The 18040-nt window shown below is 70.8% G+C and carries 16 protein-coding genes; 3 read left to right on the top strand and 13 right to left on the bottom strand.

Going from position 1 to position 18040, the window contains the following annotated elements:
• Nucleotides 1-84: 84 nt before the first annotated feature.
• The 12 genes from ACFV3E_RS36935 to ACFV3E_RS36990 all read right to left on the bottom strand — a co-directional run bounded on the left by ACFV3E_RS36935 (nt 85) and on the right by ACFV3E_RS36990 (nt 14379).
• A complete protein-coding gene (locus ACFV3E_RS36935) occupies nt 85-621 on the bottom strand; it encodes a hypothetical protein (RefSeq protein WP_500539386.1) in 537 nt (178 codons plus the stop codon).
• Between the two features lie 120 nt (nt 622-741).
• Nucleotides 742-1836 carry a hypothetical protein gene (locus ACFV3E_RS36940; RefSeq protein ID WP_500539388.1) on the bottom strand — a complete coding sequence of 365 codons (1095 nt, stop codon included), beginning with the start codon at nt 1834-1836 and terminating at the stop codon, nt 742-744.
• Between the two features lie 6 nt (nt 1837-1842).
• A complete protein-coding gene (locus ACFV3E_RS36945; RefSeq protein WP_500539390.1) occupies nt 1843-2787 on the bottom strand; it encodes a replication-relaxation family protein in 945 nt (314 codons plus the stop codon).
• Entirely contained in the window at nt 2784-5399 is a 2616-nt protein-coding gene (locus ACFV3E_RS36950) for a type IV secretory system conjugative DNA transfer family protein (protein ID WP_500539392.1), read from the bottom strand. The genes ACFV3E_RS36945 and ACFV3E_RS36950 overlap by 4 nt, the downstream gene beginning before the upstream one ends.
• Nucleotides 5381-6043: a hypothetical protein gene (locus tag ACFV3E_RS36955; protein WP_500539393.1), complete on the bottom strand. Its 663-nt coding sequence runs from the start codon at nt 6041-6043 to the stop codon at nt 5381-5383. The genes ACFV3E_RS36950 and ACFV3E_RS36955 overlap by 19 nt, the downstream gene beginning before the upstream one ends.
• Complete coding sequence (locus ACFV3E_RS36960; RefSeq protein WP_500539395.1) at nt 6040-7170, bottom strand: C40 family peptidase; 1131 nt, start codon at nt 7168-7170, stop codon at nt 6040-6042. Before ACFV3E_RS36960 ends, ACFV3E_RS36955 begins: the two co-directional genes overlap by 4 nt.
• Nucleotides 7167-9620: a hypothetical protein gene (locus ACFV3E_RS36965; protein ID WP_500539397.1), complete on the bottom strand. Its 2454-nt coding sequence runs from the start codon at nt 9618-9620 to the stop codon at nt 7167-7169. The genes ACFV3E_RS36960 and ACFV3E_RS36965 overlap by 4 nt, the downstream gene beginning before the upstream one ends.
• Nucleotides 9617-9973 carry a hypothetical protein gene (locus ACFV3E_RS36970; RefSeq protein ID WP_500539398.1) on the bottom strand — a complete coding sequence of 119 codons (357 nt, stop codon included), beginning with the start codon at nt 9971-9973 and terminating at the stop codon, nt 9617-9619. Before ACFV3E_RS36970 ends, ACFV3E_RS36965 begins: the two co-directional genes overlap by 4 nt.
• Nucleotides 9970-12594 carry an ATP-binding protein gene (locus ACFV3E_RS36975; RefSeq protein WP_500539400.1) on the bottom strand — a complete coding sequence of 875 codons (2625 nt, stop codon included), beginning with the start codon at nt 12592-12594 and terminating at the stop codon, nt 9970-9972. The genes ACFV3E_RS36970 and ACFV3E_RS36975 overlap by 4 nt, the downstream gene beginning before the upstream one ends.
• The gene (locus tag ACFV3E_RS36980; protein ID WP_500539402.1) at nt 12594-13124 is read right to left on the bottom strand and encodes a hypothetical protein; all 531 of its coding nucleotides are present in this window, start codon (nt 13122-13124) and stop codon (nt 12594-12596) included. Before ACFV3E_RS36980 ends, ACFV3E_RS36975 begins: the two co-directional genes overlap by 1 nt.
• The gene (locus tag ACFV3E_RS36985; protein ID WP_500539404.1) at nt 13121-13468 is read right to left on the bottom strand and encodes a hypothetical protein; all 348 of its coding nucleotides are present in this window, start codon (nt 13466-13468) and stop codon (nt 13121-13123) included. The genes ACFV3E_RS36980 and ACFV3E_RS36985 overlap by 4 nt, the downstream gene beginning before the upstream one ends.
• The gene (locus ACFV3E_RS36990) at nt 13465-14379 is read right to left on the bottom strand and encodes a conjugal transfer protein (protein ID WP_500539406.1); all 915 of its coding nucleotides are present in this window, start codon (nt 14377-14379) and stop codon (nt 13465-13467) included. The genes ACFV3E_RS36985 and ACFV3E_RS36990 overlap by 4 nt, the downstream gene beginning before the upstream one ends.
• A gap of 489 nt (nt 14380-14868) precedes the next feature.
• Here ACFV3E_RS36990 and ACFV3E_RS36995 point away from each other — a divergent pair, with 489 nt between their 5' ends.
• The gene (locus ACFV3E_RS36995) at nt 14869-15450 is read left to right on the top strand and encodes a hypothetical protein (protein WP_500539408.1); all 582 of its coding nucleotides are present in this window, start codon (nt 14869-14871) and stop codon (nt 15448-15450) included.
• Nucleotides 15451-15488: 38 nt separating this feature from the next.
• Here the strand turns inward: ACFV3E_RS36995 and ACFV3E_RS37000 are convergent, their stop codons facing one another.
• The gene (locus ACFV3E_RS37000) at nt 15489-16196 is read right to left on the bottom strand and encodes an HAD family hydrolase (protein ID WP_500539410.1); all 708 of its coding nucleotides are present in this window, start codon (nt 16194-16196) and stop codon (nt 15489-15491) included.
• Between the two features lie 123 nt (nt 16197-16319).
• Here ACFV3E_RS37000 and ACFV3E_RS37005 point away from each other — a divergent pair, with 123 nt between their 5' ends.
• The gene (locus ACFV3E_RS37005; RefSeq protein WP_500539412.1) at nt 16320-17507 is read left to right on the top strand and encodes a helix-turn-helix domain-containing protein; all 1188 of its coding nucleotides are present in this window, start codon (nt 16320-16322) and stop codon (nt 17505-17507) included.
• A gap of 105 nt (nt 17508-17612) precedes the next feature.
• Nucleotides 17613-17945, top strand: a complete 333-nt coding sequence (locus tag ACFV3E_RS37010; protein ID WP_500539414.1) for a hypothetical protein — start codon at nt 17613-17615, stop codon at nt 17943-17945.
• Nucleotides 17946-18040: the final 95 nt, after the last annotated feature.

Raw genomic sequence — 18040 nt, forward strand, 5'->3', positions numbered from 1 at the left:
GACCCAGCTGCAGTCAACGGCTCTGGAGAACGCAGCCGCCCGCACAAGCGGCGCGCCTGTGCGGGCTGTGCGGGCTGCTCTACCTCAGTTCTTCTTCGAACTTCTCTGATCCTTGATGTTCTTCCATGCCCGAACATTCCACTGCTGGACGAAGATGAGAATCTTCGGATGAACCGCGCTTGTCGTCCTGATAGAGATGCGATTGTCGGGAAGTTCTCGGTCAATGTCAGTGATCTCCGACGGAGAGAACTGGTGAGCGGGACCGACGGCCGGCACGAAGTAGACCCCGCCGTTGGCCAAAGGCACCGCAAGGCCCGGGGGGAAGGTTTCGAGGTCACTGAAAGCGGGGGCTGGCGCGCCTGCAATCTCTGGTGTTTCCTCAGCGGCGACCCTCATGTTCCACACGGCAGCCAGGCCCTTCCGGAGCCTCGCCTCGCTCACCCACGCGAAGATGAGGAAGGCGACTGGCAGCACCCACGAGATGCCGTGGGTGGCACTGCTTGCTACCCAGGCGACGATTCCGAGGACGACAAGCGCTGTGACGTCCTTGGACAGGTCCCCTGTCCCCACGTATTGGTTGTGGCCAATCTGGTAGCGGGGCCGACCAATGGGTCTCGCCATCTGAACTCCTCAAGAAGCGCGCCTGCTGCGCGGAGAGCGGCATTGTCGCCTATCCAGGTCCACCGGGCGTGCCGTACCGGCAAGGCCTGTCACCTTCATTCGCGCCAGCCATCTCCTGAGCTACTTTCGGCATTGGCACTTGCGAGCGCGACCGTCTTCACCGGTGACCCAGCCGTAGTCACAGCTCCCGCAGAAGCTCACCGGTGCGGCAGGCGCCGCGAGGGCTGCAGGCGGTGACCAGTGCTCCAAGTGCCGTTCCAAGTCGAGCCACGCCGGTTCCCGGGCCATGTCGACCGCCGCTTGCGCCAGAATTTCCTCCGCTGTGCCGGCCGCTGCGAGCCGCGCGGCGACGCGGGCCACCCGCTTGTGCCCCAGCACCGGAACCGCGTGCCCCCTGCGCCGCCGGGCCTCCGCCCACGCCTCGGCCACGCGATCCCCGGCTGCCCTGGGGTTGACCAGAGCTGGCCCTGCGGTCGGCGTCCTGGTCCGCTGGACGCCCTCCACTTCACCAGCCAGTGGGGACGGCATGAGCACCCCGGAGAGTCCGCGCCCTGTCGGCAGGCTCCCGGTCTCTCTCTCCGGCACCGCCGCCGCTGCGGCGCCATCCAATCGAGAAGAGAGAGAGAAGTCCCTCCCGTCTTGTACATGAAGTCTTAGTTCTTTAACCGACGGGCCGCCGACCGTCGGCTCACCGACCGTCGGAAACCCGTCACTCGGTCCCACCTGGTGATCTTCATCGTTTTGGCTGGTCACCACCGAGTGACGGGATCCCGTCACTCGGTCCTGCCCTCCAACAGCCGACTCGTCCCTTCCTTGATCACCCGGCGACCGCGGCGCGGTGCCGCGAGGGTCGAGCCAGACGGGCTCCACTCGCACCGCCCGCGCGTCCGGCACTTCGGCGAGCAGCCCATCGACGTCATCGCGGGTGAAGGGCAGATCGGCCACGGAGAACTCGGTGCGCCACGTTCCGCTGGCCGCCTGGATTTTCAGCTTGACGATGTAGCCGCAGGCCACCAGGTTCCGCATCGCCTTGGTCAGCGCCTCACGTCCAGGCCTGCGCCTGGCCGCCAGCGAGGCGACGGTGAAGTCCGCGCCGTCCGGGCAGCGCAGCGCCACGGCGAGTAGCCCGACGTCCAAGACGCTTAGCCGCACATCGTCGACGGCCCTGTTGTCCAGCGCCACGAACCGCGGCGGCCGGCTACGCAGCTTCTTCATCAGCGCCTACAGATCCATCCAGGAACGCCGCTCACGGTCGCCCGCGAGCGGCGTCCAGACCGGGCCGGACGCCCCGAACTGTTCGAGGTCCTCCAGCACCGCCGCACCCAGCTGGACATGCCCGGCCAGCTGGGTCACCAGCGGGTGCCCCGCGACCATGGCCCGCAGGTCGCCGATGCGCCGCTGCAACGCATCCGGCCCGGCGCCGGTCAGGACGAACAGCACGCGGGGGAAGCGCGGGTAGAACCGCTGCCAGGCCAGCATCGCGTCCTGGTCGGCGACGGTGCCCCGCCGCCCGGGCGGCTGCGGCACGTACTCGTGGAACCGCGCGTACGAGATCAGCTTCCTTGCGAGGCGCTCGCTGCTCATTGTGGCGCGGTCGACCTCAACGAACGCCCGGTACTGCAGGCGCTGCGGTCTCGTCGCGGTGTAGTGCAGGACCGCGTCGGCAATCAGACGGTCCTCACCGCCGGTGTCCGGCAGCCGGTGAGCGACCTCCGGCACCCAGTCCAGCGGGCCGTACTCATCCCCGCGGGCGCGGGCATCGGTGAGGAACGCCAGGTGCGTGCGCAGCACCGTGAGGGTGTGGGAAGCCCGCAGCGAGGCTTCCACTGGGCTGCCCGGGGCGAAGGCGGGCTGCCCGCGCAGCTCGGGCCACCCGGCGACGGCCCGGGCGCCTTGAGCAGTCAGGAACCAGACACGCATCCGGCTGCCCACCATCGCGTAGGAGACCAACTCGGCCTCGCGGAGCATGTTGAGGGCGCGGCTGGTGAACTGCCGGGAGGCGTCGGGGGCGACCAGTTGCTGCAGGTGGGGGGTGGTGGCCAGGCGATGCTGAGCGAGAAGGGCCAGGGCTCGGTGTGCTGCCGAGTCGTCGGTGGCGGGCTGTGAACCCACTTCACCGTCCGAGTCGGTGAGCATGTCCTGGGCGGTGGCGTCGGTGATGTTCATCGGTACTGCTTCTCCTCTTCGGTGACATCAGCAGCGGACTGTGACGACTGCTGCGGCTTGGTTGCCGCAGTGGCCGACGGCAGGCCAGCGTTCTTGCCGGCCGCCTGGCCGGTGAGGAAGGCCAGGACGTCGATCTCGTGCGTGGAGGCCACGGCGGTGAGTTCCGACAACGGCTTGGCGTCGGTGTTGTCGTGGGCGGCACGGAGCAGGGAGCCGCGCTTGCCGGGCCGGTACAGGTCCCGGAACACGTCGTTGAGCTCGGGACCTCGGACCCGCAGCGGCCCGACGCGCTTGCCGCCGACGGTGAAGGAAGCGAAGTGCTGGTAGCGGCCGAGCTCGGCGGCATCACCAGGACTGACCTGCTCACCCCACTCATCGGTGATGTACCGGACGGCCTCGACCGATCCGGCGGTGGTGGACAGCGACGACGCGTTCTGCAGCAGGGCGGTCCGCACGTCCGGGCTGATGCGGTGCAGTAGCTGCGTCATGCCGTGCATCCGCACCCCGAACTTGCGGAGCTGCTCGGTGATCTCAGCCAGCGAACTAGAGGCGGCCCCGTCCAGGGAGATCAACTCATCCAGATACAGCCGGAACGCCTTGCGGTCCCGCTCCGGGACATCACGGCGGGACAGGCCGGCGCGAAGCATGTCGCGGACGATCATGGAGGTGAGCAGGCGGTCGGTGGGCCCGGTGCCGGCCGGGCAGATCCACACGACCTTCGAGCGGTCCATCGCGTGCCGCATGTCGTAGCTACCGACCGGGGAACCGAGGAAAGCCTTGATGACCGGGGACGCGGCGAGCCGGTCGATCGGGTTGAGGACGGTGGGCAGGGCATCGGCAGGGATCGCCGGGAACGAGGTGGCCCACCACCGCTGTGCCTCCTTGTCGAGCCGGTTGACCGCAAAGGCCCGGAACATCTTGTCCGTGAGCAGGGCGCGGATCTGGAAGACGGTGGCCTGGCAATTCGCCTCCCCGGCCGCCACCGCCTGCACGTTGACGGCGACCAGCGCCTCCACGGCCTTGGTCAGGATCGTGATGGCACGGGGCGCGTTGGCGTCCCCCCACCCGAGCGAGGTGGCGAACGCGTCGACGACCGCGGCCGTCACCTCGTGCGGCGCCGCACCCGAGGTCATGCTGAGCGGATTCCAGCAGGCCAGCCGGTCGGTGGGCTTGCGGACGGTCAGGTCGAACAGCCACGCCCGGTTCATGATGCCCTTGTGGGCCAGGTACGGGGCGACGGTCGCCCACGAGTCGCGGTGCGGGTCGATGAACGCCAGCCCGCCCCGGTTGTGGGCGACCGCGACGGCCTGGACCAGGGCGCGGGTGGTCTTGCCCCAGCCGGCCTTGCCGACCTGCACCTCGAACAGGGTGTCCGCTTCGCGGGTGGCCAGCAGCCGCTCGGTGCCGTCGGCGCTGCGGTACCAACCCTGCGGCAACAGGTCCTTCTTCGGCTCGAAGCTGGGGATGTCGCCAGCCAGCAGCGGCAGCCGGGCGTGCATCGTCGGGGGCTTGAGCAGCCCGGCGACCTCCTCGATCCGCGCCCAGGAGTCCCGGCGCGGGTGGATGCGGCCGCTGGCCCACCGCTCATCGAACCGCGGCCGCCACGGCCACCGGTCCGGCCCGAACCGAAGCGGGCCCCAGGACCAGCCCACCGACGACAACCTTGTGCGGGCCGCGTACACGTCCAGCGCGGCTTCGATATGCCGCAGCCGACGCTCCGCCCGGCCGATCTGGTCCGATGCGCACCGTACGAGCAGCTGCACCCGGACCAGGCCGGTGTCCTCCATCAGCTTGCCCAGGGCCTTCTCCCGGTCGATGCGCGGCGGCCGCGGCGACATCATCAGCCGACGCCGGCTGGTGCGCTGATCCGGCGGCGTCAGCAGCTGCGTGAGCTGCCAGCCGAGTGAGTCCTCCAACGTCGCGGCGTCCTGCGCCATCCACTGCGCCTCACGGCGCGCTTCCTGCCGGGCCCGCTGCCGGGAGGCATGGACGACCTGCTGCCGACGGCTCTTGAGGTGCCACTTGGAGGCGGGGGAGATGTCCAGGCAGACCTCGGCGAGGTCGCCGAGGTCGGCGCGCAGGTCGGCGACGGCGTCGATCAGCGGCTGCAGCGGGTCCGGCTCGAGCGGAACCTCCCGCAGCCGGGACGCGGCCGTGCCGTGCAGGGCGAAAACTGCACGGACCGTGTGTTCGCGCTTCTTGTAGGCGATCGGCCGTGCAGGCTCGCTGCGGACCCGGGCGTAGGGGGTCTGCTGCAGCAGATGCGCGGCCGACGCAGGCGCCTCCACCCGATACGTCAGGGGTCGGGTGCCGTCGGCACGCAGGCGGATGCGCACCGTGCGGGCGTCCCGGGGCACCCACCACTTGCCCGCGGACGCTGCCCGGATCAGCTGGGCGCCGAACCGCAGGATCTCTTCCTCGGACGTCTCGAACTGCCCACCGGGCACCAGCTCGACGTAGGCGCGCTCCTTCAGCGCGCGCGTGGCCAAGTAGCGCCGCCCGACATCCCAGGCCACCCAGCAGAACGCGGCGAACAGGCTCAGCCACAACGCGTTGGCCAGCACCCACAGCAGCACCTGCCAAGCCGCGAGGATCACCGTACGGGGGTCCATGTCTGTCCCTCCTTGATCAGTCGGATGGTGGCCGTGCGGCCGTCCAGGAACGTCCCGGCCGGGTCGGCGCCCGCCCACACCAGCCGCACCATCACGGCCTTGGGATGCTCGGGGTCGCGACCAGCTGTGGCGGCCTGAATCCGGAACCGGGTGTAGGCAGCCGACGGCGCGGGATCGGTGAAGTAGCCCGGCCATTGGTCACGACCGGCGCCGGTGACGTCCGCGGTCCATACCGCCTTGGCCAGGGCGACCAGGTGTCGGCCCGTAGCCGGGGCCAAGTCCCCGGCCGGCGCCCGGTTCATGGCGTCCTGCACGAGTGGGTCGGCCTCCGGTCCGGCGCCGGGCGGCGGAAGCGCGCCGCTGGTGGCGGGCGCCCTCGTCCTGACAGCGGGCGGTCTGGTCGCCGTGGCGTGTCCAGCGCGCGGCGGCCTCGTCGGGCGCGCCGCCGATGGTGGCGGCGTGGACGTCGCGGGGTTCAGGGTGACGGTCGGCGGCTCAGTGGCCACGGTTCGAGAGGCCGCCGCGTGGTGGCCCGGTCCCGCTGGTGCGGAGACGGCCAGCAGTCCGGCGCCGGCGATGGCCAGCACGGCCGCGACGACGGTCAGTACGGGTCCGGAAAGCCGGGTCGACTGGCGGGTGTTCATAGGATTCTGGCTCCTCCGGCGTAGTCAGGCAGGGCAGTCAGCGGGTCGATGCGCACGCGGGTGCCAGGCTTGGGGGCGTTGACCATCTGGCCGTTACCGAGGTAGATCCCGACGTGGTGGATCCCGGCGTTGCTGTTCGGATTGGGGCCGTAGAAGACCAGGTCACCCGGCCGCAGCGCGCCGTATCCGGCGGAGGCGGGGATACTGCGGCCGACCGCGGCCTGGTCCTCCGCGAGGCGCGGAAGGCTCACCCCGACCTGCGCGTACGCGTACAACGTCAGCCCGGAGCAGTCGAAGCCCACGATCTGCCGGCCGTCCTGGTGCTGCCCGGGGGAGCAGCAGATCCCCGGAGCGGGCCCGGCCGCGTTGCCGCCGCCCCACGAGTACCGCACACCCTGCTGGGCCAGCGCCGCGGCGATCACGGTCCGGGCGTCACCGGTGGCGGCGGCGCCCCCGCCGCCACCGGTGGTGGCGGTGGTGTCGTAGCGGTGGATCGCGTTGAGGACGTCGGTGACGTAGGCGGTGGAGTGGTTGTAGGAGTACACCGCGGCGCGCAACTGGTCCTCGTCCGTGAGGTCGCGGCCGTCCCCGCACAGGTACCTGGCGGCGGCGAGGGCGGCGTCGTCGGCGTTATGCGGGTCGACGTGGCCGTCTCCGTTGCTGTCCTGTCCGATTGCGGCGAAGGTGGCGGGCAGGAACTGGAACGGCCCGACAGCCCGGTCGAACTGCCGGTCGCCGTCCCAGCGGCCGTCGTCGGTGTCGCGGATCGCCGTGGTGTTGCCGCCCGCCCCGGAACCGTCCAGGCGCGGTCCCAGGATGCGCGGGGTGATGTCACCGCTCGAGCCGATCGTGTGCCCAGCTGCGTTGTTCGACTCGATGCTCGCGATGCCGGCCAGGACCTGCCACCGCATCCCTCGGCACCCGGGCGAGGTCTCCTTCACCGACTGGGCGCCGTGAGCGATCGCGGTCAGCATCCGGGCCGGGATCCCCGTCACGGCCGCCAGACCGCTGCTCACCGCGGTCTGACTGATCCCGGCGACCAGGATCGTGCCGAGCGGCCCGGCGCAGCAGACACCGGCCGCCACCATCAGCACGACCAGCCAGACCCCCCGGCGTATCGCCTTCACGATTCACTGCCGTGGTCGCGGTCCCACTGCCAGTCGGTGCGCTGCGCCTCCATCAGTGCGTCGAACACCCGCCGCCGGTCGGCCGTCGGACCGGTCTCCGGCAGAGCGGCACCAGCTGTCGGATCCGCGCTGCGGCCGTCGCTACGTGCCCCGAACAGCCAGCCCCCCACGGCGGTGTCGCGGACGAACGCGCGGGTGCGCATCGCCGGGTCGTGGACGTCGATCGCGGTGGCCAGACGCTGCCCGACGTGGGCGGTGCCGCGCTGAATGCCGCGTCCGGCCTGGCCCCAGGCGTGGGTATCGTCCTGAACCCGTCCCTGGGAGACCTGCAGCTGGTGCCAAGCGTCCTCGGTGAAGTCGGTGACGTGCTGCCGGCCGGCTGCCGCGCGGCGCGGCAGGCCGAGCGTGGCGCCGTAGGCGAACCGTGCCGTGTGACGCGCAATGCGGTAGCCGCGGAACCGCACGGCCCGGTTATGGAAGCGAGTGCTCAGCAGCGTGCGCTGGGTGTCCGGGTCGTGGAGCAGAACGCCGTTGCGGTCGACGACCGGCGCCTCGCCCGGCGTGACCGTGTTGCCCTCGCCGTCCTGCTCTCCAGGACCAACGGGACGCCGCATCCGCTCCAGCGTCTCGTCGTCGGGACGTTGCCCGACCAGCGTGGCGTAGGCGCCGCGCAAGGCGCCGCGCATCCCGCGCACTCCGAGGGTGGCGGAGGTGATGGCCATGCCCAGCGGGGCAAGGCCCCGGCGGGCTTCCGCCAGGGCGTCGGTGGCCAGCCGGCCGGTATCGGCCGGCATGCCCGTCCCGTCGGTCATCGCCAGAGCGTTGGACAAGAACCGCTGCCGCAGCAGCAGCGAGCCGTGCGCTGCGGAGAACCCACCCAGACCCAGTCCGAACCCGCCCCCACCGGAGCCCGACAGGTGAGCGCCGATCGCGGCGCCGAGTTCGCTGTTGTCGCCGGGCAGGTGGGTGCCACCGACCTTGGAGTACCGCATCCGCAGAGCGAGGCGCTGCCCGAACTGCGCGGTGGCGGCCATGAGCCGCCGGTGGAACGCCAAAGCTGCGATCGCGAAGGCGTCCAGCAGCAGAAGGCGCTCCACCATGAGGCTGCCGTTGCTGGACGTGAGGAGCGCGTCGACACCGATCCCGAACATCGGGATGGCCATGGCGGTGCTGAACATGACCATCACCGAGGCCAGGAAGGTCCCGAGCCACCGCCACACGGCCATGCGGGACGGGCCGGGCAGCATGCCCCAGATGAACGTGATGCCGCCGACGGCGGCCGCGGCGACGTCGGCGGCCTGGGTGCCCAGCAGGATCAGCGCCAGCGAGACAGCCATCGCCGCGATGACCACGGCGGCGATGCCCAGTAGCAGGACCCCGCCGATCCGGTCCCACGACGGGGCCCGGGCGTAGTCGGCGGCCTGCTTACCGACGTCGCCAGCATTGTCCAGCTGGTACAAAAGTGCGGAGAACTTCGCGTCCTCGGGACTTTCGTCCAGTGGCGAGGTGGCGGTGCCGTCGCAGTAGTCCTTCGCCTGCCCGATGATTCGGTCACAGGCACTGGAGCCGCTGGGCTCGACCTCGTCAACGCTCTTCACCATCTTCAGGTGCGCGGCGTAGGCGGCCCTGTTCTCCGGCTTACCGTCGTCCAGCAGCCGCCCGTACTGCAGCAACTGGAACGGCTTGACGACCAGGGCGTTGGTCAGCGCGTCCTGCACGGACCTCGCCACGTCGGCCCCGCCGACTGCGGTCGCCCCGATGCAGCTGGCCGGGGCGGGGCGGTCCACACGGTCACAGGCCGGACTGGCCGGACCGCTGGTGGGGGTGTTGCCGAAGTAGGAGTTGCTGGTGATGGCCCCGAGTTCGACGGCGGCCTGGTGGGTCTGGTCCAGTGGCCCCTCCTTAGCAAGGAGGTAGTCCGGCCGGACGAACACCGACGCGGCCAGTGCCGCGATCAGCAGCGTCAGGAAGATCTCGCCCAGTCCGCGGCCGACCTTGCCGCGCGCGACCAGGATCAACCCGAACACGAACGCCCACGCCAGCAGGACCCCTTCCAGACCGATCGCGCCTACGACGTGGGTGGCGTAGGCGTCGGAGACGGCCTGGGCGGGGCGGAGCATCGCGGTCAGCAGCGGGAACTCGAACGCGAACCCGATCAGCCAGCACGCCAGCCCGACCAGCATCCGCACCAGAGAGAACAGCCCGCCCAGTACGAGAGTCTGGAACTGGCGGGTGACGTCGGTGATGTCACCACCGTCGGCCCGCAGCTCGTACCCGCTCAGGGGAGCGCCCTCGGACGTGGTGACGTCCAGCGGGGCCAACAGGCCGCCGCCGGCGGAGGCTGCATGGTCGGCGGCCGCCGCGACGGACGTGTTCACCGTCAGGAACACCACCACGAGCAGGGCTACGAAGCCCGCGGAGCGTAGGGTGCCGCGGTCGAAACGCTTCATGCCCGCCCCCTGCTTGCCGTGACAGCCAGGGCGACCGCGGCGGCGATTGCCGCGGTGGAGAACCCCACCAGCCACAACCCCTGGGCCGACGCGCTCTCGGCGCTGGCGACCGGCGAACCGGTCTGCGACTCGCAGTACGCGCGCGCTGGGCCCGCGATCAGATCGCACGGACCGTCACCCGCTTCCCGCGCCGAGGCGGTGACGGTGGCGTTCTGCCCCACTGCGACGGAGCCGGGAGTCGCGGCCGCGGTGGGACGGGGAAGCACCCACGCGGCGACGGTGCACGCGATGAGGACCAGCACCGTCGTCCCTGCCAACAGCAGCCACACCCGGATGCGGCGGAGGCGGTTCATCGGGAGCTCCCGGCGGTCGCCGGGGCGAGGTCCGCGCCGGGGGTGGTGAAGATGGCCTGCTGGATCCGCGGCACCGGTGGCACGTGGACCTTGATCCGGCCGACCTGCATGCGCGGGTCGCGCAGCAGCATCTCGCCCTCCCGGCCGGCCTGGCCGACCGGCGACAGGCCCGTGGTGACTAGCCGCACCAGATCCTCGTCCTCGCCATCGAGGCCGAGGAAGGACAGGCCCTTGGCGGCGCGGGCGTGGTCGCTGGTGCGGGCGAGCAGCTTGTACGCCAGCAGACCCGCATCCGGGCCGAGTTCGTCGACGTCGTGGGCGCCGAGGACGACGCCGGCGGCGTGCTTGCGGCCGTCGTGGAGGATCTCCGACACCAGTGCAGAGCCTTCCGCGCTCGAGGTGAGCCAGTAGCACTCGTCCAGCGCGATCGCGCAGAACCGGCCGGGGTCGGTGAAGGCGGCCTGCCGGGCCAGCGCCGCGATCAGGTACAGCACCGCCCGGCCGATCAGCGCCTCCAGCGGCTGCTGACGCAGCACGTCGATGTTCCCGAAGGCCTCCTTCGGCGGCAGCGTGAGCCCGGCCGTGGTCACCACCACCATGTCGGCGCCCAAGTCGCCCTCGAGGGAGACCGGCGGCAAGTCCGGGTCGAACACCATCGCGGCGAGCGGGTTCGCGGCGACGATGCTGACCAGGTCGGCCATGGTCGCGGCCGCATCCCGCCGAGTGCCGGGCACCTGGTCGTCGGCGGCAAGCGCGTTCAACGCCTCCAGGACGTGGGCTATGGACGGCTTCGGGGCCGCGGCCGCGTGCTCGACTGCGTGATGGAGGACGGCGCCTGCGGCGCTCATCGGTCCCACGCCGAGCTGCAGCGTGAGGTAGGACAGGGCGTAGTGGGCGCCGGTCCGGCCGCCGAACACCCGCAGCGGGTCGATCGACAGCTCGGCCTTCGCGGCGTCGATGACCTGGCAGCGGTCCCCGGCGGCGGAGCGGCCGAAGCCGGCCCACTCCTTGACCGGGGTGCGGTCGATGACGATCGCCCGCCCGCCACGATCCACCACCGAGCAGGTCAGCAGCTTCTCCACCACGCTCTTACCGGCGCCAAGGTCGCCGACGATCCCGACCGAAGCGGACGCGTTGCGCTGCGGGGCGTCAGCGATGTTGAGCAGGACCGGGCGGATGGTGCCGCAGTCCAGATCCACACCAAGCATCAGACCCGTGGGGTCGCCCACGGACATGGAGGTGAACGCGCCCGTGGCGGCCCAGTCCTGGGAGAGCTGGTGCTGGGTGAACTCCCTCACCACCGGCGGCCGCACGGCGCCGGGCAGGCCGAGGGCGAACAGATGCTCCTGCATGCCGTGCGGGCGGATCGCCCGGTAGTCCGCCCCGGACAGCACCGCGGCCAGGGCCCGCGCCCGGGCATCGCACAGCCCGGGGTCCTCGCCCCACACGGTCAGCACCGTGACGGACTGGACTTCGACCTCGACACTGCTGCGCGACAGCCGGGCGTCTTCCTCTGCCAGGTCACCGGCGGCATGCGGAAGCGAGTGCGGCATGCCGGTGGGCTGGGCACCGTACTGCTCGGCCTGGTCCAGCAGCTCCCGCTTCTTGCGCTGCACCTGCTGCTTCGCCCGGTCCGCAGGCACGATCTGCAGGTCGACGGTGAAGTCCACGGGGAAGTCCAAGCCCTCCAGCTGCGCCAGCACGTCCGAGGTGTCCACGGCCCGAGCGGGCGGAAGCTCGGCCAGCGCCAGGTGGGCCTGGTAGGCGGTGCCGGCCTCGCACTCCACCTGCAGCCAGCGCCGCAGCAGCGGCGAGGCAGCCTCATCGCGCCTCCACCACGGACGGCCTCCATCGCGGGAGCGCCGCTTGTTGCTCGTGATCCTTTGGTCCGCGCCGGTCTCCGAACGCTCGGCGCCGCTGGGGGAGGGGCGGCCGCCTTCGGCGAGCCGGACCTGCCCGAGATCGGCGTAGGAGGGCGAGCGTAAGCGCCCGTCGCGCACCGTGCCGCCGTACAGCACCGAGGCCTCGGCGTCCGCGAGTAGCGGCTCGTCCAGGCCGCGGTGCAGGGCGTGCCGGACCATCCACACGATCTCCGCCGGGGACGCCGGCCGCAGCACGAGACCACCGCCGAGCGCAGCTTCGACCCGCTGCGCGCGCTCGGCGTAGTCGGTGACCTCCCCCTCCGGCACCGGTACCGGGGGCAGTCCGGTGGCGGCCGCGAGCTCCGACCACATCGAACCGAGCGTGGCCGACAGCTCGTACCGGCCGCCCGGCGCGGTCAGCGGCACCGCCAGCCACAGAGTCCGGCGGTGCATCTCCTGACCGGCCAGCAGCTCCAGCGACGCAGCCGCGGTCTCCCGCCACGCTGGCAGGCGCTGCCAGTCCAGCCCGGTGACCATCTGCTCGGCGATCTCCCCTGGGTCCACCCGCGCCGCCAGGCCGAACAGCCGCGGCGCACCGGCCAGCGACCGCACCAGCCCCGTCACACGCCCCAGCAGCTCATCCCGAACGCGAGCGGGGACGTAGCGGCCGCCCATCGGCGCCACCCGCCAGATCGCCCACACCGTGCCGGAAGTCGACCACACCAGATGCCCGGCGACGTGCCGGAACGGAAGCCTCATCACACACCCCCTGCGGAGCTGGTCTGCTGCAGCAGCCGATCCAGGCCGGTAGCCGGTCGCACCGGACTGGCCGGTTGATTTGGGTTGCCGCCACGGCGGCGAGAGGTCCGCGTTGTGCGGGTGGACGGGAAGCCGCCTGGCGTCAGGGCGGCCTCGATGACGAACGCGCCCGTCAAGCGGTTGGGACGGCGGTCACGGGCGGCGCGGCCTCCGATCCGCCCCGCCGGATGCCGCAGCGCCAGCGTCAGCCAGCCGGCCGCCGCCGCGAATGGCGACCGGCCGCCGATCTTCGCGCCACGCACCGCCCAGATCGCCGCACCCCACAGCGCGACTGGCAGCGGACCGAGCCACGACCACCACGCAAACGTCTTGATCAGCACCAGCGCTCCACCGACCATGACCACCAGCTGCGCCGGGGTGTAGGGGCCGAACGGCAACGTGAAGTCGCCGAGCTTGCCCAGCACCCATGGGTGTCGGCGGGCCGAGGTGTAGACGCGGGCGACCTGAGCCCGCTCCGCTGCGGCGCTCACAGCACGCCGCCCGTGGCCTCGCCGGGCTGCCGGTACGGTGGCGGGGCGGGCTGGTCGGTGACCTGCCGCACGATGGTCCCGGCGCCCTTGGACGGGTTGTTGATCTCATCGGTGAACGCGTCCGAGAGGGCGTCACGGGAGTGGTAGATGCCCATGCACAGCGCCAGCCCGATCAGCGCGCCGATCGCCGCCCGCACGGAGAACTTCCGGGCGGCGGTGACCACCACGATGAGCAGCAGCACCGTCGGCAGGGCCATCTCCGCCCAGTCCCGAGCCGTGCCGAGCAGGGAATTGCCGACATCGGCGAACCGGCCGGCCAGCTGGATCTGCGTCGTGGGGTTCACCGGGAACCACCGCCAGGCGTCGTGCTGGGCGAGGCCTTCGTTGTGCCGGAGGGGGCGCCAGCCTGGACGGCGGTGATCTCCCAGCGCCCGTCCCGGGCGGTGAGTGCCACTACATAGCTCAGCGGCCACTGGTCACCGACGCCATCGGTAGCGGTGACGACGGCCCGGACCTGCAACCGTGTGCCGTCCTTCGGCACGGACCCGTCGGCAACGTCGCTGCCGGCGGCGACCTGGTCGACGACCACCGACCGGTACCCCGTCCCGCTTACCGCGGATAGCTTCGTGCCCGGCGACAAGTACCGGTCGACCTCCCCCACCCCGGTCAAGTAGGCCGCGAAGAACTCGCGCAGCGCTCCCGCTGGCGCCCCGTCGGGCGGCAGTGACCGCGACAGCTTCGGCTCCGGAAGCGGGGCCGGTACGGGCCCGGTGACCTCCGCGGGCGGCGCCGTCACGGTGAATGAACCGGCACCGGGCACCCCTTGGACGGACAGGACCGGCACGGCGAAGTACCGGACGACGTCGCCGGCCCCGTGGTCAGCCTCAGCGCCGGGACTGGCGTACTGGGCGGCGACGACAACCGACCACGAATCGTCGGGCAGGATCGAGCTGCGCACCGCGACGGTGCGCAACAGGACTTGCGCAGAGGCCTTCCCCGACCGCTGCGGCAACGCAACATCCGGCGCGAGGGCACGTACGGCTTGCGCAGTGCTGCTCTGTACGTCGGAGCCGTCGCTGCGCAGCCACAGGTCGGCGAACAGCTCCGCGACGCCGGCCGGGTCGACGCTGCGTACTGGCGCTGCTGCGGCTGGCCGACTCTGCGCAACCACTTGCGCACCTGGAGGCGTTGCGCAATAGGCGGCGAGCGCAAGAGGACCAGCGGCGAGCGCCGCCCAGACCACGATGCGAACCATCGACACCCCACGGCGAGTGGTCCGGAGCGCGTGCAGGGACGGACGCGGCGTGTGGAGGAGAGGCGAGTCGGCTGCCGCCTTTGGGGGCGGCTGGCGCTGTAGAGCTGAAGCGGTCATGGGAGGACTCCCGGGCAGATGGGCGCAGGTGACGTCATCCATGAAGCCCGGCGGCACTCACCGATTTGCTCACCGATTTGGGGGGTCTGAGATCACGGTTCGGCGACAATTCGCCTGGTGAGTGGCCTCGTTGAAGGCGGTGAGTTGACGGAGGAACTCACCACCGCAGGTCACGCGTCCGCGTGAGGGCCGACGGCCGATCGCGACAGGAGATGCGCAAGCGGTTCGGCGGGTACGCAGGCTGCGCATCGGAGGTCGCGAAAGGGTCGAAGGAGTCAAGAAGTCCGTTGGCGAGGGCCTGACTGCCGGCAGCAGCACTGGATCTTGTCGAGAATCCCCTCGGTGCGCGCCTGGCCTCGGCATGATGCGCAAGTGGACTCGACACAGATGGCGGCATGGATAGGCGGCGGCGCAGCAGTCGTCGGAGCGGTCGTGGGAGGCGGGACTTCGATCTTGGCCTCCACGAAGGCTCAGAAAGGCCAGATGGAAGCGTTGAAGCAACAGGCGGCGGACGAGGAGCAGGCCCGAAGGGCGGACAAGGAGGAAGCGGCCGCTAGCGAAGCACTGCGCCAGCTCTTTCTGATCCGGCAGCAGCTTCGGAATCGCCCGCACAGGGAAAGCGAGATGAGCGAGTGGGAGAAGACCCTTGGTCAACTCACCCTGCAGATGGAAACCGGCCTGCCCCGATTGCTTGACAGAGAACTACGCGATCGGATCGCGTCGGTGGTAGATGCCATGAGCTACACCCACGAGCTGATCGAACCCGGACGGGGTGGATCGTGGCGTCTCCCTGAGAGGGTCTGCGCTCATGGCCTGCTCTGCCTGGGTACGGCAGTACGTCACGAGCCTCTTCCGGCGAAGGACCAGTACATGGAACGGGCAGAAGTCGTCGTCGAGAACTACAAGCAGGAACTAGAGGACGAGCGGCTGGAGTATGAAGCGCGCGAAGAATGACGTGTGAGCGGCTGCGCAGTGCGCACAGCGACGGTGAGCTAGATGCGCATCCCTGGTGAGATGTGGGCCAGAACCGCGCTGACGTCGGTGAGGTCCGGCAGAACGTGGGCGGCGCCGGCGTTGCGCAGATCCTCCACCGTGCTGCGGCCGGAGGCGACGGCGAGTACCGGCACGCGGGTGGTCACGGCGGCGTGAACGTCGGCTGGAGTGTCGCCAATGAGTAGAGCCTGGTCCGTACTCACCGGCTCGCCGAGGTACTCACCGGCGCGAACGAGGGCGGCACGCACGAGTTCGGGACGTTCGTCGTGGTCGTCGCCGTACGCTCCGGCCTCCCAGACGATGTGCTGGTCAAGGCCGAACGTCTGCAGCTTGATCTCTGCGACGGCCCGGACGTTGCCGCTCACCACGGTCTGCATTACGCCGGGGAGCCCGGCGAAGGCGTCCAAGGCGGCGGCGGCCCCGGGAAGGGCATGTCCATGCATCCGGAGATCAGTGAGGTGAGACAGGTGAGCGGCGGTGAGTGCGGCCGCGAAGCGGGCGAAGTCCTCCGGTGAGGTGGTGAGTCCGTGCAGCTTGGCGGTCTCGCGGAAGATGACCCGCTCGGTGATCCCGTCGATCGCGGCCTGCTGCTCCATCGGCCGCCCGGTGGCCTGCTCGAAGGCGATCGCGGACAGCTTCCTGCCGACACCACCGGTGCTGATCAGGGTGTGGTCGATATCCCACAGCACGAGCCCGCGCTTGCCCATTGGCCCCTCCGCACCTCGCCGACGCCCCAGCCTCGCACACGAACACGGCCGTCACGGTGTGTACCGCGACCGCTACGCTCTACCCTGCTGGATATCAGCCACCCCTTCAGGAAGGGGGCAGGGATGGGAACGCCACCACTGCCCATCGGGGAACGCATCCGCTCCGCACGGGAGCGGGCTGGCCGGACCCAGGCCGCCGTCGCCGGACTGTGCGGGATCGCCGTCGACTACCTGTCGCAGATCGAACGCGGCATCAAGACCCCGTCCCTGCCGGTCCTGAAGGCCCTGGCCGCGGAACTCGGCGTCCCCATCGCCGCTCTCCTGGGGGAGACGCCCGCCCGACCGGCAGCCTCGCTGTGCAGCATCGACGTGGACGTCGCCCAGGCGCTGATGGGCTACGGGCTGCCGCGCAGCACCGCCCCCGCAGAGCCGGCAGCCTTACGCGAACGCGTCGAAGCGGCCTGGCGCATCTGGCAGAACAGCCCCCGCCGCTACACCGATGCCGCGGGCGTTCTGCCGCAGCTCATCGCCGACACCGAGCACACCGTCCGCGCCCACCGCACCGCGACGGACCCGGCCGCGCGCCGCGAGGTCCTGCGCGCGGCCGCGGACCTCTACTTTCTCTTGCGGTCTTACTGTCGCCGTACTGGACGCGTCGACCTGTCCCTCATGGTCGCCGACCGGGGGCTGCGTGCCGCCGAAGACGCCGACGACCCGATCCGGATCGCCGCCGCACAGTGGAACCTGGGACACGTCCTGCTCGCCGACGGTGACTACGACGGCGCCGAACACGTCACGGAACACGCCATCGAACAACTCACCGGTCTGCCAAATCCCGAGGTCACCGCGATGGCCGGAGCACTCGACCTGGTCGCCGTCGTCGCCGACGCCCGCCGCCGGCGCCCTTGGCAGGCACGACACCGGCTGCAGACCGCCGCATTGCCCCGGGCCCGCCGGTCCGGTGAGGGCAACACCATGTGGACCGTATTCGGCCCCACCAACGTCAACTTGCACGGCGTCAGCATCGACATGGAATCCGGCGACGTCGCCGAAGCCCTCCGCGCCGCAGACCGCATCGACACCAGCTGCCTCCCCTCCCGAGAGCGGCACTTCACCTTCCTCCTGGAAGTCGCCCGCTGCTACGACCTGCGCCGCGAAGACCCAGCCGTCCTGGTCCACCTCCTGGACCTGGAAGACCTCGCACGCTCCCCGCTCGCCCGCGACATCATCACCGGCCTGCGCCGCCGTGTCCGCCCCACCTACCGCCGCCAGGTCGAAGGCCTGTCCGAGCGCCTCGGTCTAGCCGGCTGACCCGGACCCGAGCCGTCAGGTCACCCGAGCTGACAGCTCGGGTCGCCGCCCCCGATGGCGCTTACGGTCGCGAGGAACGATCCGCAGCACGAGACGGGGAACTCGATGACCACCACCGATCACGCCCCCTGGGCGCCAATGCAGGGCACCACCCTGACATCGACCGGACAGGCCTTCGACGCCGTGTGCGTCCCGCACCACGCCGCGCTGCCCACCCTGCACCGGCTGTCCGGTCCGGCGCTGTCCGTCGTCGTCGACCCGCAGCAGCGCACCGTCGCCATCCTCGTGCCACCCCGCGCCGCAGACGACTGGGACCTGCCAGGCCTCACCGTCCTCGGGCCAGCCCAGTACCTTGCCCTGCCCCCCGCGGACAAGGCCGTGCCTCCCGGCCCGTACTGGCTGCCGTGCCCGGCCGGACCGCTACGGCTATTGCGTTGACCATGAACGTTGCCGGGGTTGGTTAGGCGGCTTTGGGTCGTGGGCGGCCCCAGCGTTGTTGGCGTTCGCTGCGGATCTTGGCGCGTTCTCGGCGT

Source organism: Streptomyces sp. NPDC059718 (assembly GCF_042733315.1).
Classification (GTDB): domain Bacteria; phylum Actinomycetota; class Actinomycetes; order Streptomycetales; family Streptomycetaceae; genus Actinacidiphila.